This window comes from Pseudomonas sp. p106 (assembly GCF_003936645.1).
GTDB lineage: Bacteria > Pseudomonadota > Gammaproteobacteria > Pseudomonadales > Pseudomonadaceae > Aquipseudomonas > Aquipseudomonas putida_E.
Window position 1 is genome coordinate 1 of record NZ_RHQR01000002.1, and the last position, 19,254, is coordinate 19,254.

The following is a 19,254-nucleotide window of genomic DNA, read 5'->3' on the forward strand; positions in this document are numbered from 1 at the left end:
GGAGAGGGAGAGGGAGAGCAAGCTGTGCTTGCGGCGCCGGGCGTGCAGGTGACTATTGGTCCGCGCCACGCTATGCGCCACAATAGCGATCATTTGCGGAGCACCCCATGACTGACTTCACCCCCGACGCCATTCTTGATGCCACCGGCCTGAACTGCCCAGAACCGGTGATGATGCTGCACACCCACGTGCGCAATCTGGCCGCCGGCGGCCTGCTCAAGGTCATCGCTACGGATCCCTCGACCCGGCGCGACATTCCCAAGTTCTGCAACTTCCTCGGCCACGAACTGCTGCAGCAGCAGGAAGAGGCCGGTACCTACCTGTACTGGATTCGCAAGAAAGCCGACTGATCCACGCTGGATCGTGCCGGGCATAGCACCTACACTGCGTTCCCCAGACAGGAGAGCGCCATGCTGATAGTTGCCGACGAGAATATCCCGCTGCTCGATGCCTTCTTCGAAGGTTTCGGCGAGATCCGCCGTTACCCTGGCAGGAGCATGGACGCCGCCAGCGTCAAAGAGGCCGATGTGCTGCTGGTGCGCTCGGTGACCAAGGTCGACCGGCAATTGCTCGAAGGCAGCAAGGTGCGCTTTGTCGGCACCTGCACCATCGGCACCGATCACCTGGACCTGGATTACTTTGCCGAAGCCGGCATCCACTGGAGCAGCGCGCCGGGCTGCAACGCCCGCGGTGTGGTCGACTACGTGCTGGGCAGCCTCCTGACCCTCGCCGACCTGGACGGTGCAGCGCTGCCCCAGCGCACCTACGGCGTGGTGGGTGCAGGGGAGGTCGGTGGCCGGCTGGTGCGCGTGTTGCACGGCATGGGCTGGAAGGTGCTGGTCTGCGACCCGTTGCGCCAGGCGGCTGAGGGGGGCGATTTCGTCAGCCTGCAAACTGTGCTCGAACAATGCGATGTGATCAGCCTGCATACCCCATTGCAGCGTGGCGGCGAGCACCCGACCTGGCACCTGCTGGGCCAAGCGCAGCTCGCACAGCTGCGCCCTGGCGCATGGCTGATCAACGCCAGCCGTGGGCCGGTGGTGGATAACGTCGCCCTCCGTGAGTTGCTGTTGGACCGTGAAGACGTGCACGCTGTGCTCGATGTATGGGAGGGCGAGCCGCAGGTCGACCTGCAACTGGCCGACCTCTGCACCCTGGCTACGCCGCACATCGCCGGCTACAGCCTGGATGGCCGCCAGCGCGGCACGGCGCAGATCTACCAGGCGTTGTGCCGCTTCCTGGGTGAGGCCGAGCGCGTGCAGTTGCAGGATCTGCTGCCCAAACCACCACTGGCGCAGATCGAGTTCGATGGCGAAGCTGACCTTGGCTGGGCCTTGGCGACGTTGTGCCGGGCGGTGTACGACCCGCGCCGCGACGATGCCGATTTCCGTCGCAGCCTGAGCGACGATGCGGCCGAGCAGCGCGCGGCGTTCGACCTGTTGCGCAAACAGTATCCGCCACGCCGTGAAATCGAAGGGTTAGCGGTGCGGTTGCGGGGCGAGGCTCCGCAGTTGGTGCAGATGGTCAATGCCTTGGGTGCAGTGGTCGTTTGACGAGCAGGCAGAACATTCCGGGCAAATAAAAACCCGGCGCCAGCGCCGGGTTTCAAGCAATTCTTCATTCAGCCCTTGCGCACCTTCTTCACCCGGCTGTCCTCGAGGTCCTTGCAGGCCTGCTGGATCATTTGCTCGGTGATCGGTACTTCACGGCCCTGGGCATCGATGATCGATCCGCAGACCTTCGGTTGTGGGGTGTTCTGGGGCTTCTGGGTGTCGCTGCCATGCTGCAAGCTCATCTACAGTCTCCTCATCAGGTCCAATATCAAGGTAAACCTGTGCCGTGACTGGCCTGTGACAGCGGCTCTTGGAGGTCACGACAGCTACAGTCCACCAGAAAGTGCGGCAAACCTCCAGAGGCGTTTTAGAACGATGGGCTATAGCCACTGCCAGGCGGGATGAATGGTAGGCTGCTGTTTCACTGTCATTGTGGTCCATCGCCATGCCCGAACCGGTTTCTTCACGTCAGCGTCGCGCCTTGTTTCTCTGCTGGCAATTCATGCGCCCATACCGTCGCCAAGCGCTGTTGGCGTTGCTGGCTCTGGTAGTGACCGCCGGCATTACACTGTCCATGGGGCAAGGCATCCGCCTGTTGGTGGACCAGGGGTTCATGACCCGTTCGGCGCACCAGCTCAATCAGACCATCGGCCTGTTCCTGCTGTTGGTGCTGGCGTTGGCGGTAGGCACATTCAGCCGCTTCTATCTGGTTTCCTGGATCGGTGAGCGGTGCGTGGCCGATATTCGCCGCGCTGTGTTCGATCACCTGATAGGGCTGCACCCTGGCTTTTTCGAAGACAACCGCAGCTCGGAAATCCAGTCCCGGCTGACCGCCGATACCACATTGCTGCAGGCGGTCATCGGCTCATCACTGTCGATGTTCCTGCGCAACGCCCTGATGGTGATCGGCGGTGTCGTGCTGCTTTTCATCACCAACCCCAAACTCACCAGTATCGTCGTGGTGGCCCTGCCTTTGGTACTGGCGCCGATCCTGCTGTTTGGCCGGCGCGTGCGCAGCCTATCGCGGCAGAGCCAGGACCGGGTGGCGGATGTGGGCAGCTATGTGGCCGAGACGCTGGGGCAGATCAAGACCGTGCAGGCCTACAACCACCAGGCATTAGACCGCCAGCTGTTCGCTGGAACGGTAGAGGCGGCCTTCGCCGTGGCGCGCCAGCGTATCGCGCAGCGGGCCTGGTTGATCACCCTGGTCATCGTGCTGGTGCTGGGCGCGGTGGGGGTGATGTTGTGGGTCGGCGGCATGGATGTGATCGCCGGGCGCATCTCCGCAGGCGAACTGGCAGCCTTCGTGTTCTACAGCCTGATCGTCGGTAGTGCCTTCGGTACTTTGAGCGAAGTCATCGGCGAACTACAGCGCGCCGCCGGCGCGGCCGAGCGTATCGCCGAACTGCTGGCGGCGCGTAGCAGCATTCTAGAGACCGAGCAGCCGTTTGCCCTGCATCGCCAGCGCGCTGGTGGGCGTATCGAGCTGAAGAACCTGGTATTTGCTTACCCTTCCAGGCCATCGGTTGCCGCCATCGACAACCTGAACCTGGTCATCGAGCCAGGCCAGACCGTGGCGCTGGTGGGGCCATCCGGCGCGGGCAAATCGACATTGTTCGACTTGCTGCTGCGCTTCTACGACCCCCAGCAGGGGGGCATCCTTCTGGATAACCAGCCAATCACCAGCCTGGCGTTGGGCGAACTACGCCGCCAGTTCGCCCTGGTAGCGCAGAACCCCTCACTGTTTCGCGGTACGGTCGAGGCCAATATCCGCTATGGGCGCCCGCAGGCGAGCCTGGCCGAGGTCGAAGCGGCGGCGCGTGGCGCACATGCCGATGAGTTCATCCGGCAACTGCCGCAGGGTTACCAGACACCGCTGGGCGAGGGTGGTATTGGCCTGTCGGGCGGGCAGCGGCAACGTCTGGCGATTGCGCGGGCGTTGCTGGTGGATGCGCCGATCCTGCTGCTCGACGAAGCCACCAGCGCCCTCGATGCGCAGAGCGAGCACTTGATCCAGCAGGCGCTGCCGAGCCTGATGGCGGGCCGCACTACGCTGGTCATCGCCCATCGCCTGGCCACGGTGCAGCATGCCGACCGCATCGCGGTCATCGACAAGGGGCGCCTGGTCGCAGTGGGCACCCACCGTGAGCTGATCGAAAAAAGCCCGCTGTACGCCAGGCTGGCCTCGCTGCAGTTCAACGCAGGTTGACGCATCGAAGGCTTGTAACATTTTTGTAGCAATTGCTTGAGACTATCCCTTCAACTGTTGCGTAAGTGCTCGACCTGGCTGCTATCGATTGATGGCAGCTTTTTTTTGGCCTGCGAACGAGGACATGGATGTCTGTGGCGGCGCTGCCAGCGGCACGCTGTTTCCTAAATCCTTGTTCCCGAGATCTGCGATGTTGCGTAAATCCCTCAGAGTACAAATTCTTACCCTGCTCGGCGGCAGCCTGGCGGCGATGCTGCTGATTGCCTTGGTGTGCTTCCAGTTTCTGTCCTCCAGCGTGCGCAGTTATGCCACGCTGGTCGATGGACCACTGCAGGCCTCGCAATCGATCGACGAAGCCAACCTGCAGTTCAAGATCCAGGTGCAGGAGTGGAAAAACGTGCTGCTGCGCGGCCGCCAGCCGGCTGAGCTGGAAAAGTACTGGCAGCAGTTCCAGGCCCGGGAGCAGCAGGTTCAGCAGTTGCTTGGGCAACTGATCGACAGCAGTGATCAGAAGCTCAAGGAGCCTTTGCAGCAACTGCGTGACAGCCATCGGCAATTGGGTGTGGCCTACGCGCAGGGGCGCCAGGCGTTTCTGGCCGCAGGTGGTGACCCGGTTGCCGGCGATCTGGCGGTCAAAGGTGTCGACCGTGCTGCCAGCGAGCAGATGAGCGCGTTGGTCGAGCAGTTGCGCGCCGACGCCCGTGAACGCGCCGCCAGCATCAATGCCAGGGCCGAGCGCACGGTATGGCTGGGTATGCTGGTGATGCTCGGGTCGGCACTGCTGGTCGGTTTGCTCAGCCTGTGGCGGGTCAACCGTAGCCTGATCGAGCCGATCAGCCAGTTGATCGAGTACGTAGCGCAATTGAGCCAGGGCCGCTTTGGCGCTCGGGTCGACAGCCGTCGCGAGGATGAACTGGGCCGCCTTGCGCGGGCGGCCAATACCTTGCGTGATTTCCTTGCCGAAACCGTTGGCCGGCTCAAGGACAATGCCCAAGAGCTGGAAGGCGCCAGTGGCCAGCTGCGCAGCATCGCCGGTGACATGGCGCGCGGTACCCATGACCAGTTCCAGCGCACCGATCAGGTGGCCACGGCGATGCACGAGATGTCCGCCACTGCCCAAGAGGTTGCCCGTCACGCCGCCGAAGCCGCGCGCGCGGCCGATGAAGCCGACCACAGTGCCCAGGCTGGCGAGCGGGTAATGCAGCAGACCATCGACATCATTGGCGTGGTCAACCGGGAGATCGCAGGTACTGCGGCGGTAATCCGCGATCTTGAAACTGACAGTTCGCGCATCGGCAAGGTGCTGGAAGTGATCCGTGGTATCGCCGAGCAGACCAACCTGCTGGCGCTCAATGCGGCCATTGAAGCAGCCCGTGCGGGTGAGGCCGGGCGCGGCTTTGCGGTGGTCGCCGACGAGGTGCGCAGCCTGGCTCAGCGCACGGCGGCGTCGATCGCCGAAATCCATCAGATCATCGAGGCGGTACAGTCTGGTGCCGTGGACGCGGTCAAGGCCATCGAAAGCGGGCAGCAGCGCAGCGAGGAGGGGGCCGAGCAGGTGCAGCAGGCTGGGCAGATGCTGCAGCGCATCACCACGGCGGTTGAGGCCATCCGTGACATGAACCGGCAGATCGCCACGGCCGCTGAAGAGCAGACCAGCGTGGCCGAGGACATCTCGCGCAACCTGGTCGAGATTACCCGCATCGCCACAGCCAACCAGGAGGCAGTGCAGCACACCGAGCAGGCGGGCCAGCGCCTGCATGGGCTGTCGGGGCAGTTGGGTGAGGTCACTTCGCGGCTTACCGCGTAGTGCTTATCGCGCATGACAAAAAGCCCGCACAATGGCGGGCTTTTTGAAGGATTTGGTCGGAGAGACAGGATTCGAACCTGCGGCCTTCTCGTCCCGAACGAGACGCGCTACCTGGCTGCGCTACACTCCGATGAACGAAATCCTACTGCATGGTTTTTTCGAACGCAAGCCCTTGTTGTTAAAAGGGCTTAGGCTCAAAACAGGCGCTCGATCAGAGCTCCTTGACGGTACGAACCTGGTCTTTGTTCAGGCGCGTACGCTTGCCATCAAGTTGCTCGAACTCGTAGAAGCCAGAGTCCTCGTCAAAGGACGGAGTGTCCACAGCCTGGATCTCACGACCGTCGTTCAGGGTGATCACGGTTGGCGAGGCGCAGCCAGCGAGGGCGCCCAGGCCCAGGGCGAGCAGAAAGGCGGGAAGGGTCCGTTTAATCATCGTGTTTCTCCAGTGCGATGGTGCTAGATGACGTTAAGACGCAAGGCGTCTGCGCAAGTTCCTTCTAGAGTGCAGCATAGCGCCAATCGCTGAGTATTGACCTGGGTCTGTCAAGGTTGCCGCAGGGCAGCCTGTGATATAAATGCGGCCATCCCTTTCCCCTGCGATGAACACTCATGAAAGCCAAGGCAGATACCCCCTTCGTGGCCCTGAATATTGCCGTGCTGACGGTCAGCGACACCCGTACCTTTGAAACCGACACCTCCGGGCAGATGTTCGTCGACCGCCTGACTGCGGCGGGCCACCAGCTGGCTGAGCGTAAGCTGCTTAAGGACGACCTCTACAAGATCCGCGCCCAGGTTGCCACCTGGATCGCCGATGACCGCGTGCAGGTCGTGTTGATTACCGGTGGCACCGGCTTCACGGGGCGCGACAGTACGCCTGAGGCCGTGGCCTGCCTGCTGGACAAGCAAGTGGAAGGCTTCGGCGAGCTGTTCCGGCAGATCTCCGTTGCCGACATCGGCACGTCGACCGTTCAGTCGCGCGCCTTGGCCGGCCTGGCCAACGGCACGCTGGTGTGCTGCCTGCCGGGCTCGACCAATGCTGTGCGCACTGGCTGGGACGGTATCCTTGCCGAGCAGCTCGATGCCCGCCATCGCCCGTGCAATTTCGTTGCGCACCTGAAGCAGGCAGCGGCTTGTGAAAGCCGTGGCTGAGGCGCCGCAGGCCCGGCCATTGATGCCGGTGGAAGAAGCGCTGGAGCGGCTGCTGGCCTTGGCCGAGGCCGCGCCGATCAAAGACACCGAAACCGTCCCGCTGGCCGAGGCCGAAGGCCGGGTGCTGGCGACCGACCTGGTTGCCTCGCTCGACCTGCCGCCCTGGCCCAACAGTGCCATGGATGGCTACGCACTGCGCCTGGCCGATTGCCAAGGCCAGCCGTTGCCCGTCAGCCAGCGCATTTTTGCCGGGCACGCGCCCGAGCCGTTGCAGCCCGGCACGTGCGCGCGGATCTTCACCGGCGCCCCGCTGCCGGCCGGTGCCGACTGCGTCGAGATGCAGGAAAACACCGAGGTGCTGGAGGATGGCCGGGTGCGTTTCCTCGAACCGATCAAGCCTGAGCAGAATGTCCGTCCCCAAGGCCAGGAAACACGCCAGGGCGAACAGGTGATGGTCGCAGGAACGCGCCTGGGCCCGATCGAACTGGGGTTGGCCGCAACCTTGGGGCATGCTCAACTGCAGGTGGTGCGTCGGGTACGGGTGGCAGTGTTGTCCACCGGCGACGAGCTGGTCGAGCCAGGTTTGCCACTGGGCCCAGGGCAGATCTACAACAGCAACCGCCGCCTGCTGGTCAGTTGGTTGCAACGCCTGGGCTGTGAAGTGCGCGACATGGGCATCCTGCCTGATGACCTGGTGCGGACTCGCCAGTGCCTGGCCAGCCTGGGTGATGTCGACCTGATCCTGTCCACCGGGGGAGTTTCCGTGGGCGAGGCCGATTACCTGGGCGCGGCGCTGCGTGAGGCGGGCGAGCTGGCCTTGTGGAAGCTGGCGATCAAGCCAGGCAAGCCGCTGACATTCGGGCATTATCAAGGTGTGCCGGTGATCGGTCTGCCAGGCAACCCTGCGTCGACGCTGGTGACCTTCGGCCTGCTCACGCGCCCTTACTTGCTGCGCCGCCAAGGGGTTGCCGAAGTCACTCCGCTACGTTTCGACGTACCTGCGGGTTTCGATTGGCCCAAGGCCGGAACCCGTCGCGAATACCTGCGGGCGCGGATCGACAACGGCCGGGTGCGCATCTACAAGAACCAGAGCTCCGGCGTGTTGCGCAGCGCCGCCTGGGCTGAGGGCTTGGTGGAGGTGCGCGAAGGCAGCACGCCGCAGCAGGGTGACAGCGTACCGTTCATACCGTTGAGCGAACTACTTGGTTGATCGCCCTAGCCACGGGTCTATAGGTTGCGGGGCGTTGGCAGGCGCTGACTGGGTCAGGCGCATGTGCACGTTCTCCAGTTGCTGCGCCGCCACGCTCCAGTCATGACGATGCCGGGCAAACTGGCGGCCGGCCTCGCTCAGTTGGCACATGCGCCAGGGTTGGTTGAGCAGTTGGGTAATCAGCAGTGCCAACTGGTCACCGTCATCGCTGCCCAGGTAATGCTCGCCGTTGTTCACGGCAAGGCCTGAAACGCCCTTGCTGGTGGTGATCACCGGCAGCCCGGCAGCCATGGCTTCGAGAATCTTGACTTTGGAGCCGCCGGCGTATCGCAGAGGGGCGAAGAACAGCGCCGAGCGCCGCTGCAGTTCGCGAAGGTCAGGGCGATAACCCAGCCATTCGATGCGGGGATCGTTCCAGTGCAGCTTCCATGAGGCCGGCATGGCATGCCCGGCTATGGCCAGGCGCACCGCAGGGTTGCTCATCCACACCTGCGGCAGGATTTCTTCCAGCGCCCATTCGATGGCCTCAAGGTTCGCACCGTATTCGAAGTTGCCGACGAACAGCAGTCGCTGACTGTGCAATGCGGGACATACCTGTTGGTAATACTCACAATCCACACCGTTGACCACTACGTTCACTGGGCGCCCGCTGATCTGGCTTATCAGTTCGGCGTCATGGGTGCTCACCGCAACCACTTCGGTGGGCTGGCAGAGTACGCGTTGCTCCCAGCGACGATAGCGCCAACGGTCGAACGCATTGAGCGGGCGCAGCCAAAGTGGCAGGCGATCATGGCAGGCGCCGCCCATCACCGATTCGAGTGTGTGTTCGCTGAGCATGTAGGGCAGGCCGCGGGCCTGCAGGGCTTTTTCGAAGGGTTGGAAGCCGTAGCTGTGCTCGATCTGGATGACATCCCAGGGCTCGTCCAGCAACTGCTCGAAGCGGTGGCGCAGGCAGGGCGCCAAGCCATTGATGATTGCCCGCATGGGGTAGTCGATGATCGGTGAGGCCAGCAGGTTGAGCGGGCTGTGCAGCGCCCGGCGGGGTAGCACGATCAGCCGCTCGACCAGTGGCTCCAGCGCTTCGCGGGTGGCATCGTTCAGCGGGACTTTCGACTGCACCAGCAAGGTGATCCGGTGCCCGTGCTGCGCAAGGGCGCGCAGCAGGTGGTATTGCCGGGTCTTGCTGCCGCTGGTGGTTGGCCAGGGTAGGTAGGGCAGCGTCCAGAGTATGCGCATGAACCACAATCCTCGCTAAAGGCTGCAGACAAAAAACGCGCCCGTGGGCAGTCAGCCGATGGCTGCAACCGGGACGCGTCCATACATTTGAGTAAAGCCCACGCTATCGTCTTCGCCCAGGTACTCGCTTGTGTCGATCATGCAGGGGATGAGAACGCTCATTTCACAGTCTCGACTCGGGCGCTGCACGTAGCGCTAATGGGCAGCTTGCGAACTGCCAAGGCTCTGGCGGCAAAAAGTCAAAAAACCGACTTGTTTATTGTGCCTTATCGGTTTTGGCCAAATATTTGTCGATCATGCGCCTGATGGCCGAAGCTTTCAATGCTGTTGATGTGGGCCTGACCGGTTTTTGTTCAAATGCGTGTCTGGCGTTGGCGCATGATCAACCAGTGCATGCAGCAATCTGCCTGCGCCTGTGGTCGAGATCTGCAATGAGCGGTCCCTTGGGAGAAGCGTGATGGGTAAGGCAATGGTGATCCTGCACGGCAAGCAGGCGATGAACGAAGATGTGCGCAAGGCCGTCCTCGCCCAGCGTGAGCGGGGCTGGACGCTGGATGTGCGGGTGACCTGGGAAGCAGGTGATGCCCAGCGGCTGGTTGCCGAGGCGCTGGCGGCTGGCTACACCCATGTGGTCGCAGGAGGCGGCGACGGTACTTTGCGCGATGTGGCCGAAGCCATGGGGCAGGCAAATACTCAGGCCAGCCTGGCATTGCTGCCTTTGGGTACCGCCAATGATTTCGCCAAAGCCGCTGGTGTGTCATTGCAGCCGGCTGAGGCGCTGGCGCTGCTGGATATGCCGGCACGGCCAATCGACTTGGGCAAGGTTGGCGACCAGATGTTTCTGAACATGGCCACGGGCGGGTTTGGCAGTCAGGTCACGGCAAACACCTCCGAGGACCTCAAAAAAGTGCTGGGCGCAGCGGCCTACCTGTTCACCGGGCTGTCGCGCTTCAGTGAGTTGCAGGCCGCGTCGGTGGAGCTGAAAGGCCCGGACTTCCACTGGCAGGGTGACTTGCTGGCGCTGGGCATCGGCAATGGCCGCCAGGCAGGTGGCGGTCAGGTATTGTGCGCCGATGCCCTGGTGGATGACGGCCTGCTCGACATCGCTATCCTGCCGGCACCGCAAGAAGTGGTGGGGGCGCTGCGTGAGCTGCTGGCCGGCGAAGGGCTGTTCGTTCGTGCGCGCTTGCCCTGGGTAGAGATCAAGAGCTCTCAAGGCCTGGACATCAACCTCGATGGTGAGCCGTTACAGGCTGACAGCCTGCGCTTCGAGGCCCTGCCTGCGGCGCTGCGCCTGCACCTGCCGCCAAACTCGCCGCTGCTCAGTCATCCAGGCTGATGATTTTCTCGCGCACGGCAAACAGTACCAGCCCGGCGACATCGTAGATCTGCAGGCGTTTCATGATCTGCGAGCGATGGGTTTCCACCGTTTTGATCGAAAGGGCAAGCCCGGCAGCGATTTCGCGAGTGGATTTGCCCCGTACGATCAGGCGCAGGATTTCCAGTTGCCGTGCAGTGAGGTTATGGCGGTCGATGTTTGGCTGCTTGCCCTGCTGCGCACGCATCAGCGCCTGGTTGATCACCGTGTGGGCGATGGCCGGGCTGAGGTAGCGCTCGCCACTGCGTAGTGCGGCCAGTGCCTGCTCCAGCTCCTTTGCGGTGGCGTCTTTGAGCAGGTAGCCGTGGGCGCCGCTTTCCAGGGCGCGCATGATCAGGTCCGGGTCGGTGTGCATGGACAGGATCAGTACTTTGCAGGTGCTGCCAGAGGCGCGCAGCAGGGTGAGGGCATCAAGGCCGCTGGTCGAGCGCATGGAAATGTCGAGCAGCACGATGTCGGGCGCCAGTTGCTGGGCTTGCTCGAGCAGTTGGCCGCCATCGTCGGCTTCGCCGACCACGGTGTAGCCGGGTATGTCAGACACCAGGGCACGGACCCCGGCTCGAATCAGCGAATGGTCATCGACCAGCAGCAGTCTACAGGTCATCGGATAGCAGGTGTCCTGGCGCGTTCATGGGTGCGTGGTGGCCATGGGAACAAGACCTCGATCCGGGTGCCGAGGCCAAGCTGGCTGGTAATTTTCAGTGTGCCCTGGAGCGCTGTGGCACGCTCCTGCATGCCAGCCATGCCGCGCTGGCCTGCCTCAGCCGGATTGGCGGCGGGGATGAAGCCTTGGCCATCGTCCTCTATCGACAAGCTCAGGCCGGTGGGGCTGCGCTGCAGGCGGATGGTCAGGTTGCGCGCCTTGGCATGGCGCAATATGTTGGTGACCGCCTCTTGCACGATGCGAAAAGCAGCCATGGTCACCTCCTCGCAAATGCCACCCAGCCTTTGATGGCATTCCAGGCTCCAATGCATGTCGGTGCTGCCTAGCGTGCGCACCAGATGGGCACGCAGGCTGGCTTCCAGGCCAAGGCTGGCCAACTGCCGGGGATTGAGGATGGCAGAGACGTCACGCACCTTGCTCAGGGTGTCATCGAGTGTGCTGTGCAGGGCGCCGCATTGCGCCTGCAAATCGCTTGGCAGCCGCCGCTGCAACCACTCCAGCTGCAATTTGGCAGCGGTCAGCAGTTGGCCGATGTCGTCATGCAGTTCGCGGCTAAGGTGCTGGCGTTCGCTTTCCTGGACTTTGAGCATGCGATCGGCCAGTTCTGCCGGGCGCAAGCTGATAGACCTGGCACCCTGGCTCAGGTGCCAGCCGACCCCGAACATTGCTATCAGCTGCAACAGCATCAGGCTGGCCGGTATGGCATGGCCGCCGGTGAACAGCAGCAGGTTGGCAAACAGCGACGCCACGCACAGCAATGCAGTCGCCCAGCGCAGCACAGTGGCGAGGGAGCGGCAACGCAGAGCATTCTTCAAGCGTGGGAGCATAGAGGGGAAGCCACTGTAACCTTGCTGATGGAGGCCTTGCGCATGTCTTGCCGCAGGCTTTGGCGTGGTGCTTTCAATATTTGCCAAGTGCGCGTTGAGGCGATCCATATACGGGTGACCGGTATTTGTTAGTGCGCATGGTATCACTTCAGGCCGGTTTGGTCGCGAGCGGGGAATGCTTTGAAACCTCAAGGTTTGCGGGGCGATCAGGGGGGAGCGATGCCTGATTCGAGCAGCAAATAGCCACCATCGATTGGCCTGCTCGGTTCAACTTGCGCGAATCCCGGTAGAACAGGGTGTGGCAACTTTTAGCCCTTCACAAGTTGGATCCTGATTCGGTAAAGCACCGTCGCCTTAGTTGCAAACCGTCAATGACTGCTAGTGCGTTTATCTGCGCAAGTTGGGCGACCGGCCATGGGGCCGGCCTGGTGCGTGTCAGCACATTCGCTACGTGTTTCCTGTCAAGGCGCACACGTTTGCGGCAATGGCTGGTCCAGTGCTTTTGCCAGTTCGGCAAGCAAGTTGGTTTGTTCGCTGGCATCAAGGGCGAGCCGCCCGGTGTGCGCATCGACAAGCTCCAGTTGCCAGGCCAGCAGGGTCAGGCAGGCCGCCAATGCAGGCATAGCATGATTGTGCAGGTGCAACTGCCTGCAGGCTGGAGCGAGCAGTTGCTGCAAGGCAGAGGCGTATTGGGCTACTTCAAGCAGCCCCAGGCCGCTGGCGCGCCGGGCAAGCGTATCGAGGGTGTTGATGAGGCAATGGCAGGCGTCGGGGTCATTGGCGATCAGTTCCAGGTGCTGAAGGCACTCCTGGGACTGGGTCAGCAACACTTGTGCATCCAGCAGAAAGTCCTGCAGGGCGCTGCTGTCGAAAGCTGAACTGTCCATCATGAGGTCCCGGGCCGCAGCGCGGGAGCGGGTGATGGCCAAGCCGTGTCGTTCGCTAGCAAAAGCCTGACTCCATTCATGCAGTGAGAATGGCGTCACATTAATGGCTAAAGGATAGCGCGAACATCAGGTTGCACCCGGTTGACGCTAAGGGTTTCCCTGATATTGCTCTAGGGGGCGACAGCTGCTCCAGGCAACGGGCCCAAGGCTGACTGGCTGCAGTAAAGCATGATGTTAATGTGATATCAATTGGCCCGCGAAGCATTTTCGCTCAAGGGTCAAGCTGCGTACGCAGCCGCCGATATAGGGTGGATGAACTCACATTATTCCGACTTGAGCCTGGGGGTTTTCCAATGGCTGGCATTCTCGACACGGTAGACCAACGAACGCAACTGGTGGGTGAGAACCGCCTGGAAATCCTGATGTTCCGCCTGGCCGGGCGCCAGTTGTTCGCCATCAACGTGTTCAAGGTGCAGGAAGTGCTGCAATTGCCCAAGTTGACCTTGATGCCGCAGCGCCACGCGTTTGTCTGTGGCGTGGTCAACCTGCGTGGGCAGACCTTGCCGGTCATCGACCTGTCCCAGGCAATCGGCATGCGCCCGCTGCAGCCGGGGCCAGACAGCACCATCATCGTCACCGAGTACAACCGCTCGGTGCAGGCGTTCCTGGTGGGTGGGGTCGATCGCATCGTCAATATGAACTGGGAAGCCATCATGCCGCCGCCTTCCAGTGCCGGCCGTCAGCATTACCTGACGGCGATCACCAAGGTGGACGAAAAGCTGGTGGAGGTCATTGACGTCGAGAAGGTGCTGGCCGAGATCGTGCCTTACAACGCGAAGGTCTCCAACGACAAGCTCGCTGACCCGATATTGGCTCGCGCCCGTGGCCGCGAAGTGCTACTGGTGGATGATTCCAGCGTGGCGCTGGCGCAGCTGCGTGACACCCTTTCGCAACTGGGGATGAAACTGCATGTTGCCAGCGACGGCCTGAAGGCCTTGCGCATGCTCAAGGGCTGGGCCGATGCAGGCGAAGATGTGTGCGAAAAACTGCTGATGGTGTTCACTGACGCGGAAATGCCTGAAATGGACGGTTATCGGCTGACCACCGAAATCCGCAGTGATGCGCGCCTGCGCAAGCTGTACGTGGTGTTGCACACCTCGCTGTCAGGCAGCTTCAACGAATCCATGGTCAAGAAAGTCGGCTGCGACAATTTCCTTTCCAAGTTCCAGCCTGATCGTTTGGTCGAAGTGGTCAAGCAGCGTTTGCTACTGGATTCGACCACTGCGTGATCCTTGCGGCTGCCGGGTATAATCTGGCATTTGGCATGGCACGAGGCAGGCAGGGATGTTTCTGAGCGAGCTGTATCGGTATCCGGTGAAGTCGGGGCAGGCGCAATGTCTGCAGTCTTCACTGGTCGATAATCTGGGTTTGTCGGGTGACCGGCGCTGGCTGGTGGTCGAGCAAGACAACGGACGCTTTCTCACCCAGCGCGCCTGGCCGCAGCTCGGCCAGCTCAAGGCTGGCGAAGGGGCGGCAGGTACGCTGCTGCTGGAGGCCCCGGGCCTGCCAGCTCTGCAGGTGGCGGTGCCGCCTGCAGATGACGGCCTGCGCGGTGTGACCATCTGGCGTGACACGTTGCGTGTGCCGGATGCCGGCGATGAGGCCGCAGCCTGGCTATCGCAATTGCTCGGCAAGCCAGTGCGACTGGTCCACTGCCCCGAGCATCGGGCGCGCTACCTGCCCAGCGGTTATGGCTTGAACAGCGACAGGGCGGCTTTCCCCGATGGTTTCCCGTTATTGCTGATTGGCCAGGGGTCGCTGCAGGAGTTGAACCGGCGCATTGGCCGGCCCATGGAGATGCTGCGTTTTCGACCGAACCTGGTGGTGCAGGGTGCAGAGCCGTTTGCCGAAGATGGCTGGAAGCGCATTCGTATTGGCGGGCTTGAGTTTCGCGTGCTCAAGCCGAGCGTGCGGTGCATCTTCACCACGCTGGACCCTGAAACCGGAGAGCGCAGCCCGGACCGGGAGCCGTTGGCCACGCTCAAGACCTTTCGCGAGCGCGAAGGTGACATCCTGTTCGGGCAGAACCTGGCGGTGGATGGCCGTGGTCGGCTTGAGGTGGGGATGGAAGTCGAAGTGCTGGAGTAGTGGTAGCAAGTACCTGCCTCTTCGCGAGCTGGCCCGCGAAGAGGCGGCATTGCTTCACATGTCGTCGAAATACCGCTCGTGCCAATCTACCAACGGCTGGGGTGCATTGAGCTTCTGCCCGTAGATCACCGAGTAAGACAGCACGTTCTGTACATACTGACGCGTCTCGTCGAACGGAATCGACTCCACCCACACGTCAAAGCTCAGGTGCTTGGCACCTTTGAGCCATTGGCGCACGCGCCCGGGGCCGGCGTTGTACGCCGCCGACGCCAGCACCCGATTGCCGTTGAACTGGCCGTGTACCTGACTCAGATAGGCTGCGCCCAGCCGAATGTTCGTGTCCGGGTTGAGCACCTGGCGCGGTGACGCCAGCGGAATGCTGAACTTGCGCGCGGTTTCCTTGGCTGTGGCCGGCATCAACTGCATGAGGCCGCTGGCACCTACACTGGAGCGCGCATCCTCCATGAAGGCACTCTCCTGGCGTGTGATTGCGAACACCCAGCTTGAGTGCAACCCGCGCACCTTGGCTTCACGCACCAGCGTGTCGCGGTGGGCCATCGGGAAGCGGATATCGAGGTCGTCCCAGTACTTGGCCAGGCTGATGGTGCGAATGGCCGGGAAATACCAGCGCAGGTCATAGGCCAGGCGCGCCTGGGCAACCATTTCGTCGCGGCTGAAGTGTCGGCTGACGTGATACCACTCGCGGCGACCGTCGACGATCTGGCCGCGGGCATGGAATTCCAGGGCACGCTGGATTCCCGGAGTGTTACGCACCTTGCTGACCAGTTGCGGGCTCAGCACCAGTGGCCGGTTGTTGAGCTGGTAGGGCGTTTGCGCCCGGTCGGCGGCGAGAAAGCCATAGAAGTCCCGTTCGCGTGCCACGTTCCTGTACAGCAGAAGGCTTTGCGGGTTGTTTGGCTGGGCCAGTTCCAGGCTGCGTGCTTGCCAGTATTGCCAGCGGCTGGTACTGGCCAGGTCCTGCGGCAGGCGCTTGGTCAGTTCGTAGGCATCTTCCCAGCGGCCCAGGCGCAGCAGCAGGCGCAGACGCCATTCGCTGACCGTATTGTCCCGCAACTGCGGGTCGTAGCGCGTCATCAGGTCAAGGGCACGCGGGTCGTAGCGGCGTGCCAGTGTCAAACCGATTTCGCGAGCGATCGCGACTTTTTCGTCCGAGGAAAAGTGCATGCGCTGTGCATAGTCGTCGAGCAGCGCCATGGCACGCTGCGGGTCCTGGCGAGCCAGGCGGCGCAGGCCCAGGCTGACGACATCGGACATGGCCTCGTTGACCGGTGTGAAGCGCGATGGCTGGTTGAGCAGTTCGGGCTTTTGCGCCACATCGATTAACAGGCGGCCTTGCGGGCCAAGCGTGGTCAGCGATTTGACCAGGCTGTTGGCCAGGGAGTAGTTACGCGCCTGGGCTGCCAGTTTGGCGCGGTTCCAGCGCTTGGCCTCGGTCAGCTGACCTTCGGCGGCCCACATGCCGAACAGGGTGTCGCAGGCGGCCGGTTGCGACTTGCCCACGTTCCACAGCTTTTCGGCGCTGGCATAACCTTCGGCGCGCAGGCCATGGCTCAGCTGGTACTGGCCGTTGAGGCAGTCCAGTTCGGTGAAGTTGAGCTTGGGGTCATAGTATTTGACGAAGGTGTTCCACTCGCCGCGTTCGGCAAGCCAGCGCAACCAGCGCAGTTTCATCCAGTTGGCCTGGGGAAGGTCGCCATGTTTGGCCAGGAACGCTTCGATTTCCTGGTTGCTGGCGCTTTTCAGTCGAGCGGTCAGTTCGTCGTAGGCCAGGTAGGGCGTCAGCGGGTAGTCGCGCAGGGCCTGGGCATAGCGCAGGTACGGGCCCTTGTCGCCCTTGGCCAATGCACGTTTGGCCTCGTCGTAGTACTGACGTTGCTGGGAGAGGTCGATGGCCTGTGCCGCGCTGGCGGTGGCGGCGGTAAGCAGCAGGCAGGAAGCAATCTGTAACAGGCGGCTGCGCATGATACGTCCGGGCAGTTGAACCATGGGAAAGTGACGGCGGAGCCAGCACTGTTGGAAGCTATTGTTCTAGCTTAGCTGTTTGCCGGCAGCGGGTGAAAGCGCTGTGCTTGTATCAAGGCATTAAGTTCGACCGGATGTCGCAATGCCCTGGCAGCGCGGTCAACTTAATGCCGGAACGGGCCAACTCAGGTAGAATGCGCGCCCGCTTTCTGGAGACGAACATGACCCTGCTCAAATTCAGCGATGTGTCCCTCGCATTCGGCGCGATGCCGCTGCTGGACAAAGTGTCCTGGCAGATCGCCCGTGGCGAGCGGGTGTGCATCATCGGCCGTAACGGCACCGGCAAGTCGAGCATGCTGCGCCTGGTCAAGGGCGAGCAGAAGGGCGACGACGGAGAGATCTGGCGCGCACCTGGCCTGAAGATCGGCGAACTGCCGCAAGAACTGCCAGTGGCTGACGAGCGGACAGTGTTCGACGTGGTGGCCGCAGGCCTGGATGGCGTTGGCGAACTGCTTGCCCAATTCCACCACCTGAGCCAGAACATCCAGGGCGACGATGACCTGGAAAAACTCATGCATGTTCAGCACGAGCTCGAAGCCCGTGACGGTTGGCGCCTGCAGCAGGTGGTGGAGAGCACCTTGAGCCGCCTGCAACTGCCTGCCGACAAAACCCTGGCCGAGCTGTCCGGTGGCTGGCGCCGCCGCGTGCTGCTGGCGCAGGCGCTGGTGTCAGAACCCGATCTGCTGCTGCTCGACGAGCCGACCAACCACCTGGACATCGGTGCCATCGCCTGGCTCGAAGAGGCCCTGCGCGGTTTCAACGGGGCGGTGCTGTTCATTACCCACGACCGTTCCTTCCTGCAGAACCTGGCAACCCGCATCCTTGAGCTGGATCGCGGCGGGCTGATCGACTGGAACGGTGACTACGCCAGTTTCCTGGTGCACAAGGAAGCGGCGCTGGCCGCCGAAGAGACGGCCAACGCGCTGTTTGACAAGCGTCTTGCCCAGGAAGAAGTGTGGATTCGCCAGGGCATCAAGGCCCGCCGTACCCGTAACGAAGGCCGCGTGCGCGCACTCAAGGCCTTGCGTGTCGAGCGCAGCGAGCGGCGGGATCGCCAGGGCAAGGCGAACATCCAGATCGAGGCCGCCGAGAAATCCGGCAAGCAGGTGATGGTGCTGGAGAATGTCAGCTTCCACCACGCTGGAGGGCCGATGCTGGTCAAGGACTTCTCCATGGTCCTGCAGCGTCAGGACCGCATCGGCCTGCTGGGCGCCAACGGTACCGGCAAGACCACGCTGCTCAAGCTGATGCTCGGTGACCTGGAGCCTACCTCGGGCAAGGTCGAGCGCGGCACCAAACTGGAAGTCGCCTATTTCGATCAGATGCGCCACCAGCTCGATCTGGAAAAAACCGTGATCGACAACCTGGCCGAGGGCCGCGATTTCATTGAAATCGACGGCCAGAACCGTCACGTGCTCAGCTACCTGGGCGATTTCCTGTTCAGCCCCCAGCGTGCGCGCACGCCGGTCAAGGCGTTGTCGGGCGGTGAGCGGGCGCGCCTGCTGCTGGCCAAGCTGTTCAGCAAACCGGCCAACCTGCTGGTGCTGGACGAACCGACCAACGACCTGGACGTCGAAACCCTCGAGCTGCTTGAAGAGGTGCTGTGCAATTACAAGGGCACCGTGCTGATGGTCAGCCACGACCGGGCCTTCCTCGACAACGTTGTCACCAGCACGCTGGTGTTCGAGGGCGAGGGCAAGGTGCGTGAATATGTTGGCGGCTACGAGGACTGGATCCGCCAGGGCGGTTCGCCGAAGCTGTTGGGCGTGACCGAGAGCAAGGGCGGCAAATCCGAGCTCAACAGTGCGGTGGTGGAGAAGCAGGACGAGCAGGTGGCGCCGGCGCCAGCCGCAGCCGCAGCGGATGCCTCGAAGAAGAAGCTCAGCTACAAGCTGCAGCGCGAGCTGGAGATGCTGCCTGGGCAGATCGATGCGGTCGAGCAGCGTATGGCGGCGGCCCAGGAAGAGGTCAACGCGCCGGGCTTCTATCAGCGGCCGATCGAAGAGACCTCGGCGGTGCTGGCCAAGCTGGAGCAGATGCAGGGCGAGCTGGATGCCTTGGTAGAGCGCTGGGCCGAGCTGGAAGGCTAAGTCAGTCCTGGCCTCATCGCCGGCAAGCCGGCTCCCCCAGGATCTCTGTGGGA

At 62.5% G+C, this 19,254-nt stretch carries 17 protein-coding genes, 1 tRNA gene and 1 pseudogene; 11 read left to right on the top strand and 8 right to left on the bottom strand.

The features are described 5' to 3' along the window. Positions 1 to 107 precede the first annotated feature (107 nt). Together tusA and pdxB are read left to right on the top strand one after the other, a co-directional pair. Positions 108 to 350: a sulfurtransferase TusA gene (tusA, locus tag EGJ09_RS02610; RefSeq protein WP_012313540.1), complete on the top strand. Its 243-nt coding sequence runs from the start codon at positions 108 to 110 to the stop codon at positions 348 to 350. Positions 351 to 410: 60 nt separating this feature from the next. After that, positions 411 to 1,553 carry a 4-phosphoerythronate dehydrogenase PdxB gene (pdxB, locus tag EGJ09_RS02615; protein WP_046786476.1) on the top strand — a complete coding sequence of 381 codons (1,143 nt, stop codon included), beginning with the start codon at positions 411 to 413 and terminating at the stop codon, positions 1,551 to 1,553. 68 nt (positions 1,554 to 1,621) lie between these two features. Here pdxB and EGJ09_RS26510 read toward each other — a convergent pair whose 3' ends face one another. Then, entirely contained in the window at positions 1,622 to 1,795 is a 174-nt protein-coding gene (locus EGJ09_RS26510) for a PA1571 family protein (RefSeq protein WP_177433140.1), read from the bottom strand. 203 nt (positions 1,796 to 1,998) lie between these two features. Here EGJ09_RS26510 and EGJ09_RS02620 point away from each other — a divergent pair, with 203 nt between their 5' ends. The 3 genes and pseudogenes from EGJ09_RS02620 to EGJ09_RS26980 all read left to right on the top strand — a co-directional run bounded on the left by EGJ09_RS02620 (position 1,999) and on the right by EGJ09_RS26980 (position 5,569). After that, positions 1,999 to 3,762: an ABC transporter transmembrane domain-containing protein gene (locus EGJ09_RS02620; protein WP_125923167.1), complete on the top strand. Its 1,764-nt coding sequence runs from the start codon at positions 1,999 to 2,001 to the stop codon at positions 3,760 to 3,762. 763 nt (positions 3,763 to 4,525) lie between these two features. Next, positions 4,526 to 4,684: pseudogene (locus EGJ09_RS26975) on the top strand (HAMP domain-containing protein); the annotation flags it as partial. A gap of 171 nt (positions 4,685 to 4,855) precedes the next feature. Next, a complete protein-coding gene (locus EGJ09_RS26980; protein WP_371928063.1) occupies positions 4,856 to 5,569 on the top strand; it encodes a methyl-accepting chemotaxis protein in 714 nt (237 codons plus the stop codon). Between the two features lie 53 nt (positions 5,570 to 5,622). Here EGJ09_RS26980 and EGJ09_RS02630 read toward each other — a convergent pair. Together EGJ09_RS02630 and EGJ09_RS02635 are read right to left on the bottom strand one after the other, a co-directional pair. Beyond that, positions 5,623 to 5,699: transfer RNA gene (locus tag EGJ09_RS02630), tRNA-Pro, on the bottom strand. 81 nt (positions 5,700 to 5,780) lie between these two features. After that, positions 5,781 to 6,002: a YgdI/YgdR family lipoprotein gene (locus tag EGJ09_RS02635; protein ID WP_046786473.1), complete on the bottom strand. Its 222-nt coding sequence runs from the start codon at positions 6,000 to 6,002 to the stop codon at positions 5,781 to 5,783. 176 nt (positions 6,003 to 6,178) lie between these two features. Between EGJ09_RS02635 and moaB the strand changes: the two genes are divergently transcribed. After that, the gene (gene moaB / locus EGJ09_RS02640) at positions 6,179 to 6,718 is read left to right on the top strand and encodes a molybdenum cofactor biosynthesis protein B (protein WP_039604205.1); all 540 of its coding nucleotides are present in this window, start codon (positions 6,179 to 6,181) and stop codon (positions 6,716 to 6,718) included. Continuing rightward, the gene (gene glp, locus EGJ09_RS02645; protein WP_080952126.1) at positions 6,702 to 7,928 is read left to right on the top strand and encodes a gephyrin-like molybdotransferase Glp; all 1,227 of its coding nucleotides are present in this window, start codon (positions 6,702 to 6,704) and stop codon (positions 7,926 to 7,928) included. The genes moaB and glp overlap by 17 nt, the downstream gene beginning before the upstream one ends. Here the strand turns inward: glp and EGJ09_RS02650 are convergent. Then, positions 7,917 to 9,164 (bottom strand): glycosyltransferase family 4 protein, encoded by a 1,248-nt coding sequence (locus EGJ09_RS02650; RefSeq protein WP_125923168.1) that lies wholly within the window; start codon positions 9,162 to 9,164, stop codon positions 7,917 to 7,919. The genes glp and EGJ09_RS02650 overlap by 12 nt on opposite strands. 457 nt (positions 9,165 to 9,621) lie before the next feature. On the opposite strand from EGJ09_RS02650, the gene yegS reads away from it, so the two are divergent. After that, the gene (yegS, locus tag EGJ09_RS02655) at positions 9,622 to 10,503 is read left to right on the top strand and encodes a lipid kinase YegS (RefSeq protein ID WP_217433355.1); all 882 of its coding nucleotides are present in this window, start codon (positions 9,622 to 9,624) and stop codon (positions 10,501 to 10,503) included. On the opposite strand, the gene EGJ09_RS02660 is transcribed toward yegS, so the two are convergent. The 3 genes from EGJ09_RS02660 to EGJ09_RS02670 form a co-directional block, all read right to left on the bottom strand. Beyond that, positions 10,487 to 11,146 carry a response regulator transcription factor gene (locus EGJ09_RS02660; protein WP_046786470.1) on the bottom strand — a complete coding sequence of 220 codons (660 nt, stop codon included), beginning with the start codon at positions 11,144 to 11,146 and terminating at the stop codon, positions 10,487 to 10,489. The genes yegS and EGJ09_RS02660 overlap by 17 nt on opposite strands. Continuing rightward, complete coding sequence (locus EGJ09_RS02665) at positions 11,143 to 12,033, bottom strand: sensor histidine kinase (RefSeq protein WP_125923169.1); 891 nt, start codon at positions 12,031 to 12,033, stop codon at positions 11,143 to 11,145. The genes EGJ09_RS02660 and EGJ09_RS02665 overlap by 4 nt, the downstream gene beginning before the upstream one ends. Before the next feature lie 461 nt (positions 12,034 to 12,494). Beyond that, entirely contained in the window at positions 12,495 to 12,920 is a 426-nt protein-coding gene (locus EGJ09_RS02670) for a histidine kinase (RefSeq protein ID WP_125923170.1), read from the bottom strand. Positions 12,921 to 13,273: 353 nt separating this feature from the next. On the opposite strand from EGJ09_RS02670, the gene EGJ09_RS02675 reads away from it, so the two are divergent. Both EGJ09_RS02675 and EGJ09_RS02680 read left to right on the top strand, forming a co-directional pair. After that, positions 13,274 to 14,209, top strand: coding sequence for a chemotaxis protein CheV (locus tag EGJ09_RS02675; RefSeq protein ID WP_046786468.1), 936 nt, complete (start codon positions 13,274 to 13,276; stop codon positions 14,207 to 14,209). A 55-nt stretch (positions 14,210 to 14,264) separates the two neighbouring features. Continuing rightward, positions 14,265 to 15,068, top strand: coding sequence for an MOSC domain-containing protein (locus EGJ09_RS02680; RefSeq protein WP_115275413.1), 804 nt, complete (start codon positions 14,265 to 14,267; stop codon positions 15,066 to 15,068). Positions 15,069 to 15,122: 54 nt separating this feature from the next. On the opposite strand, the gene EGJ09_RS02685 is transcribed toward EGJ09_RS02680, so the two are convergent. Then, positions 15,123 to 17,051, bottom strand: a complete 1,929-nt coding sequence (locus tag EGJ09_RS02685; protein WP_046786466.1) for a transglycosylase SLT domain-containing protein — start codon at positions 17,049 to 17,051, stop codon at positions 15,123 to 15,125. Positions 17,052 to 17,272: 221 nt separating this feature from the next. Between EGJ09_RS02685 and EGJ09_RS02690 the strand changes: the two genes are divergently transcribed. Further along, a complete protein-coding gene (locus EGJ09_RS02690; RefSeq protein ID WP_046786465.1) occupies positions 17,273 to 19,201 on the top strand; it encodes an ATP-binding cassette domain-containing protein in 1,929 nt (642 codons plus the stop codon). Positions 19,202 to 19,254 lie beyond the last annotated feature (53 nt).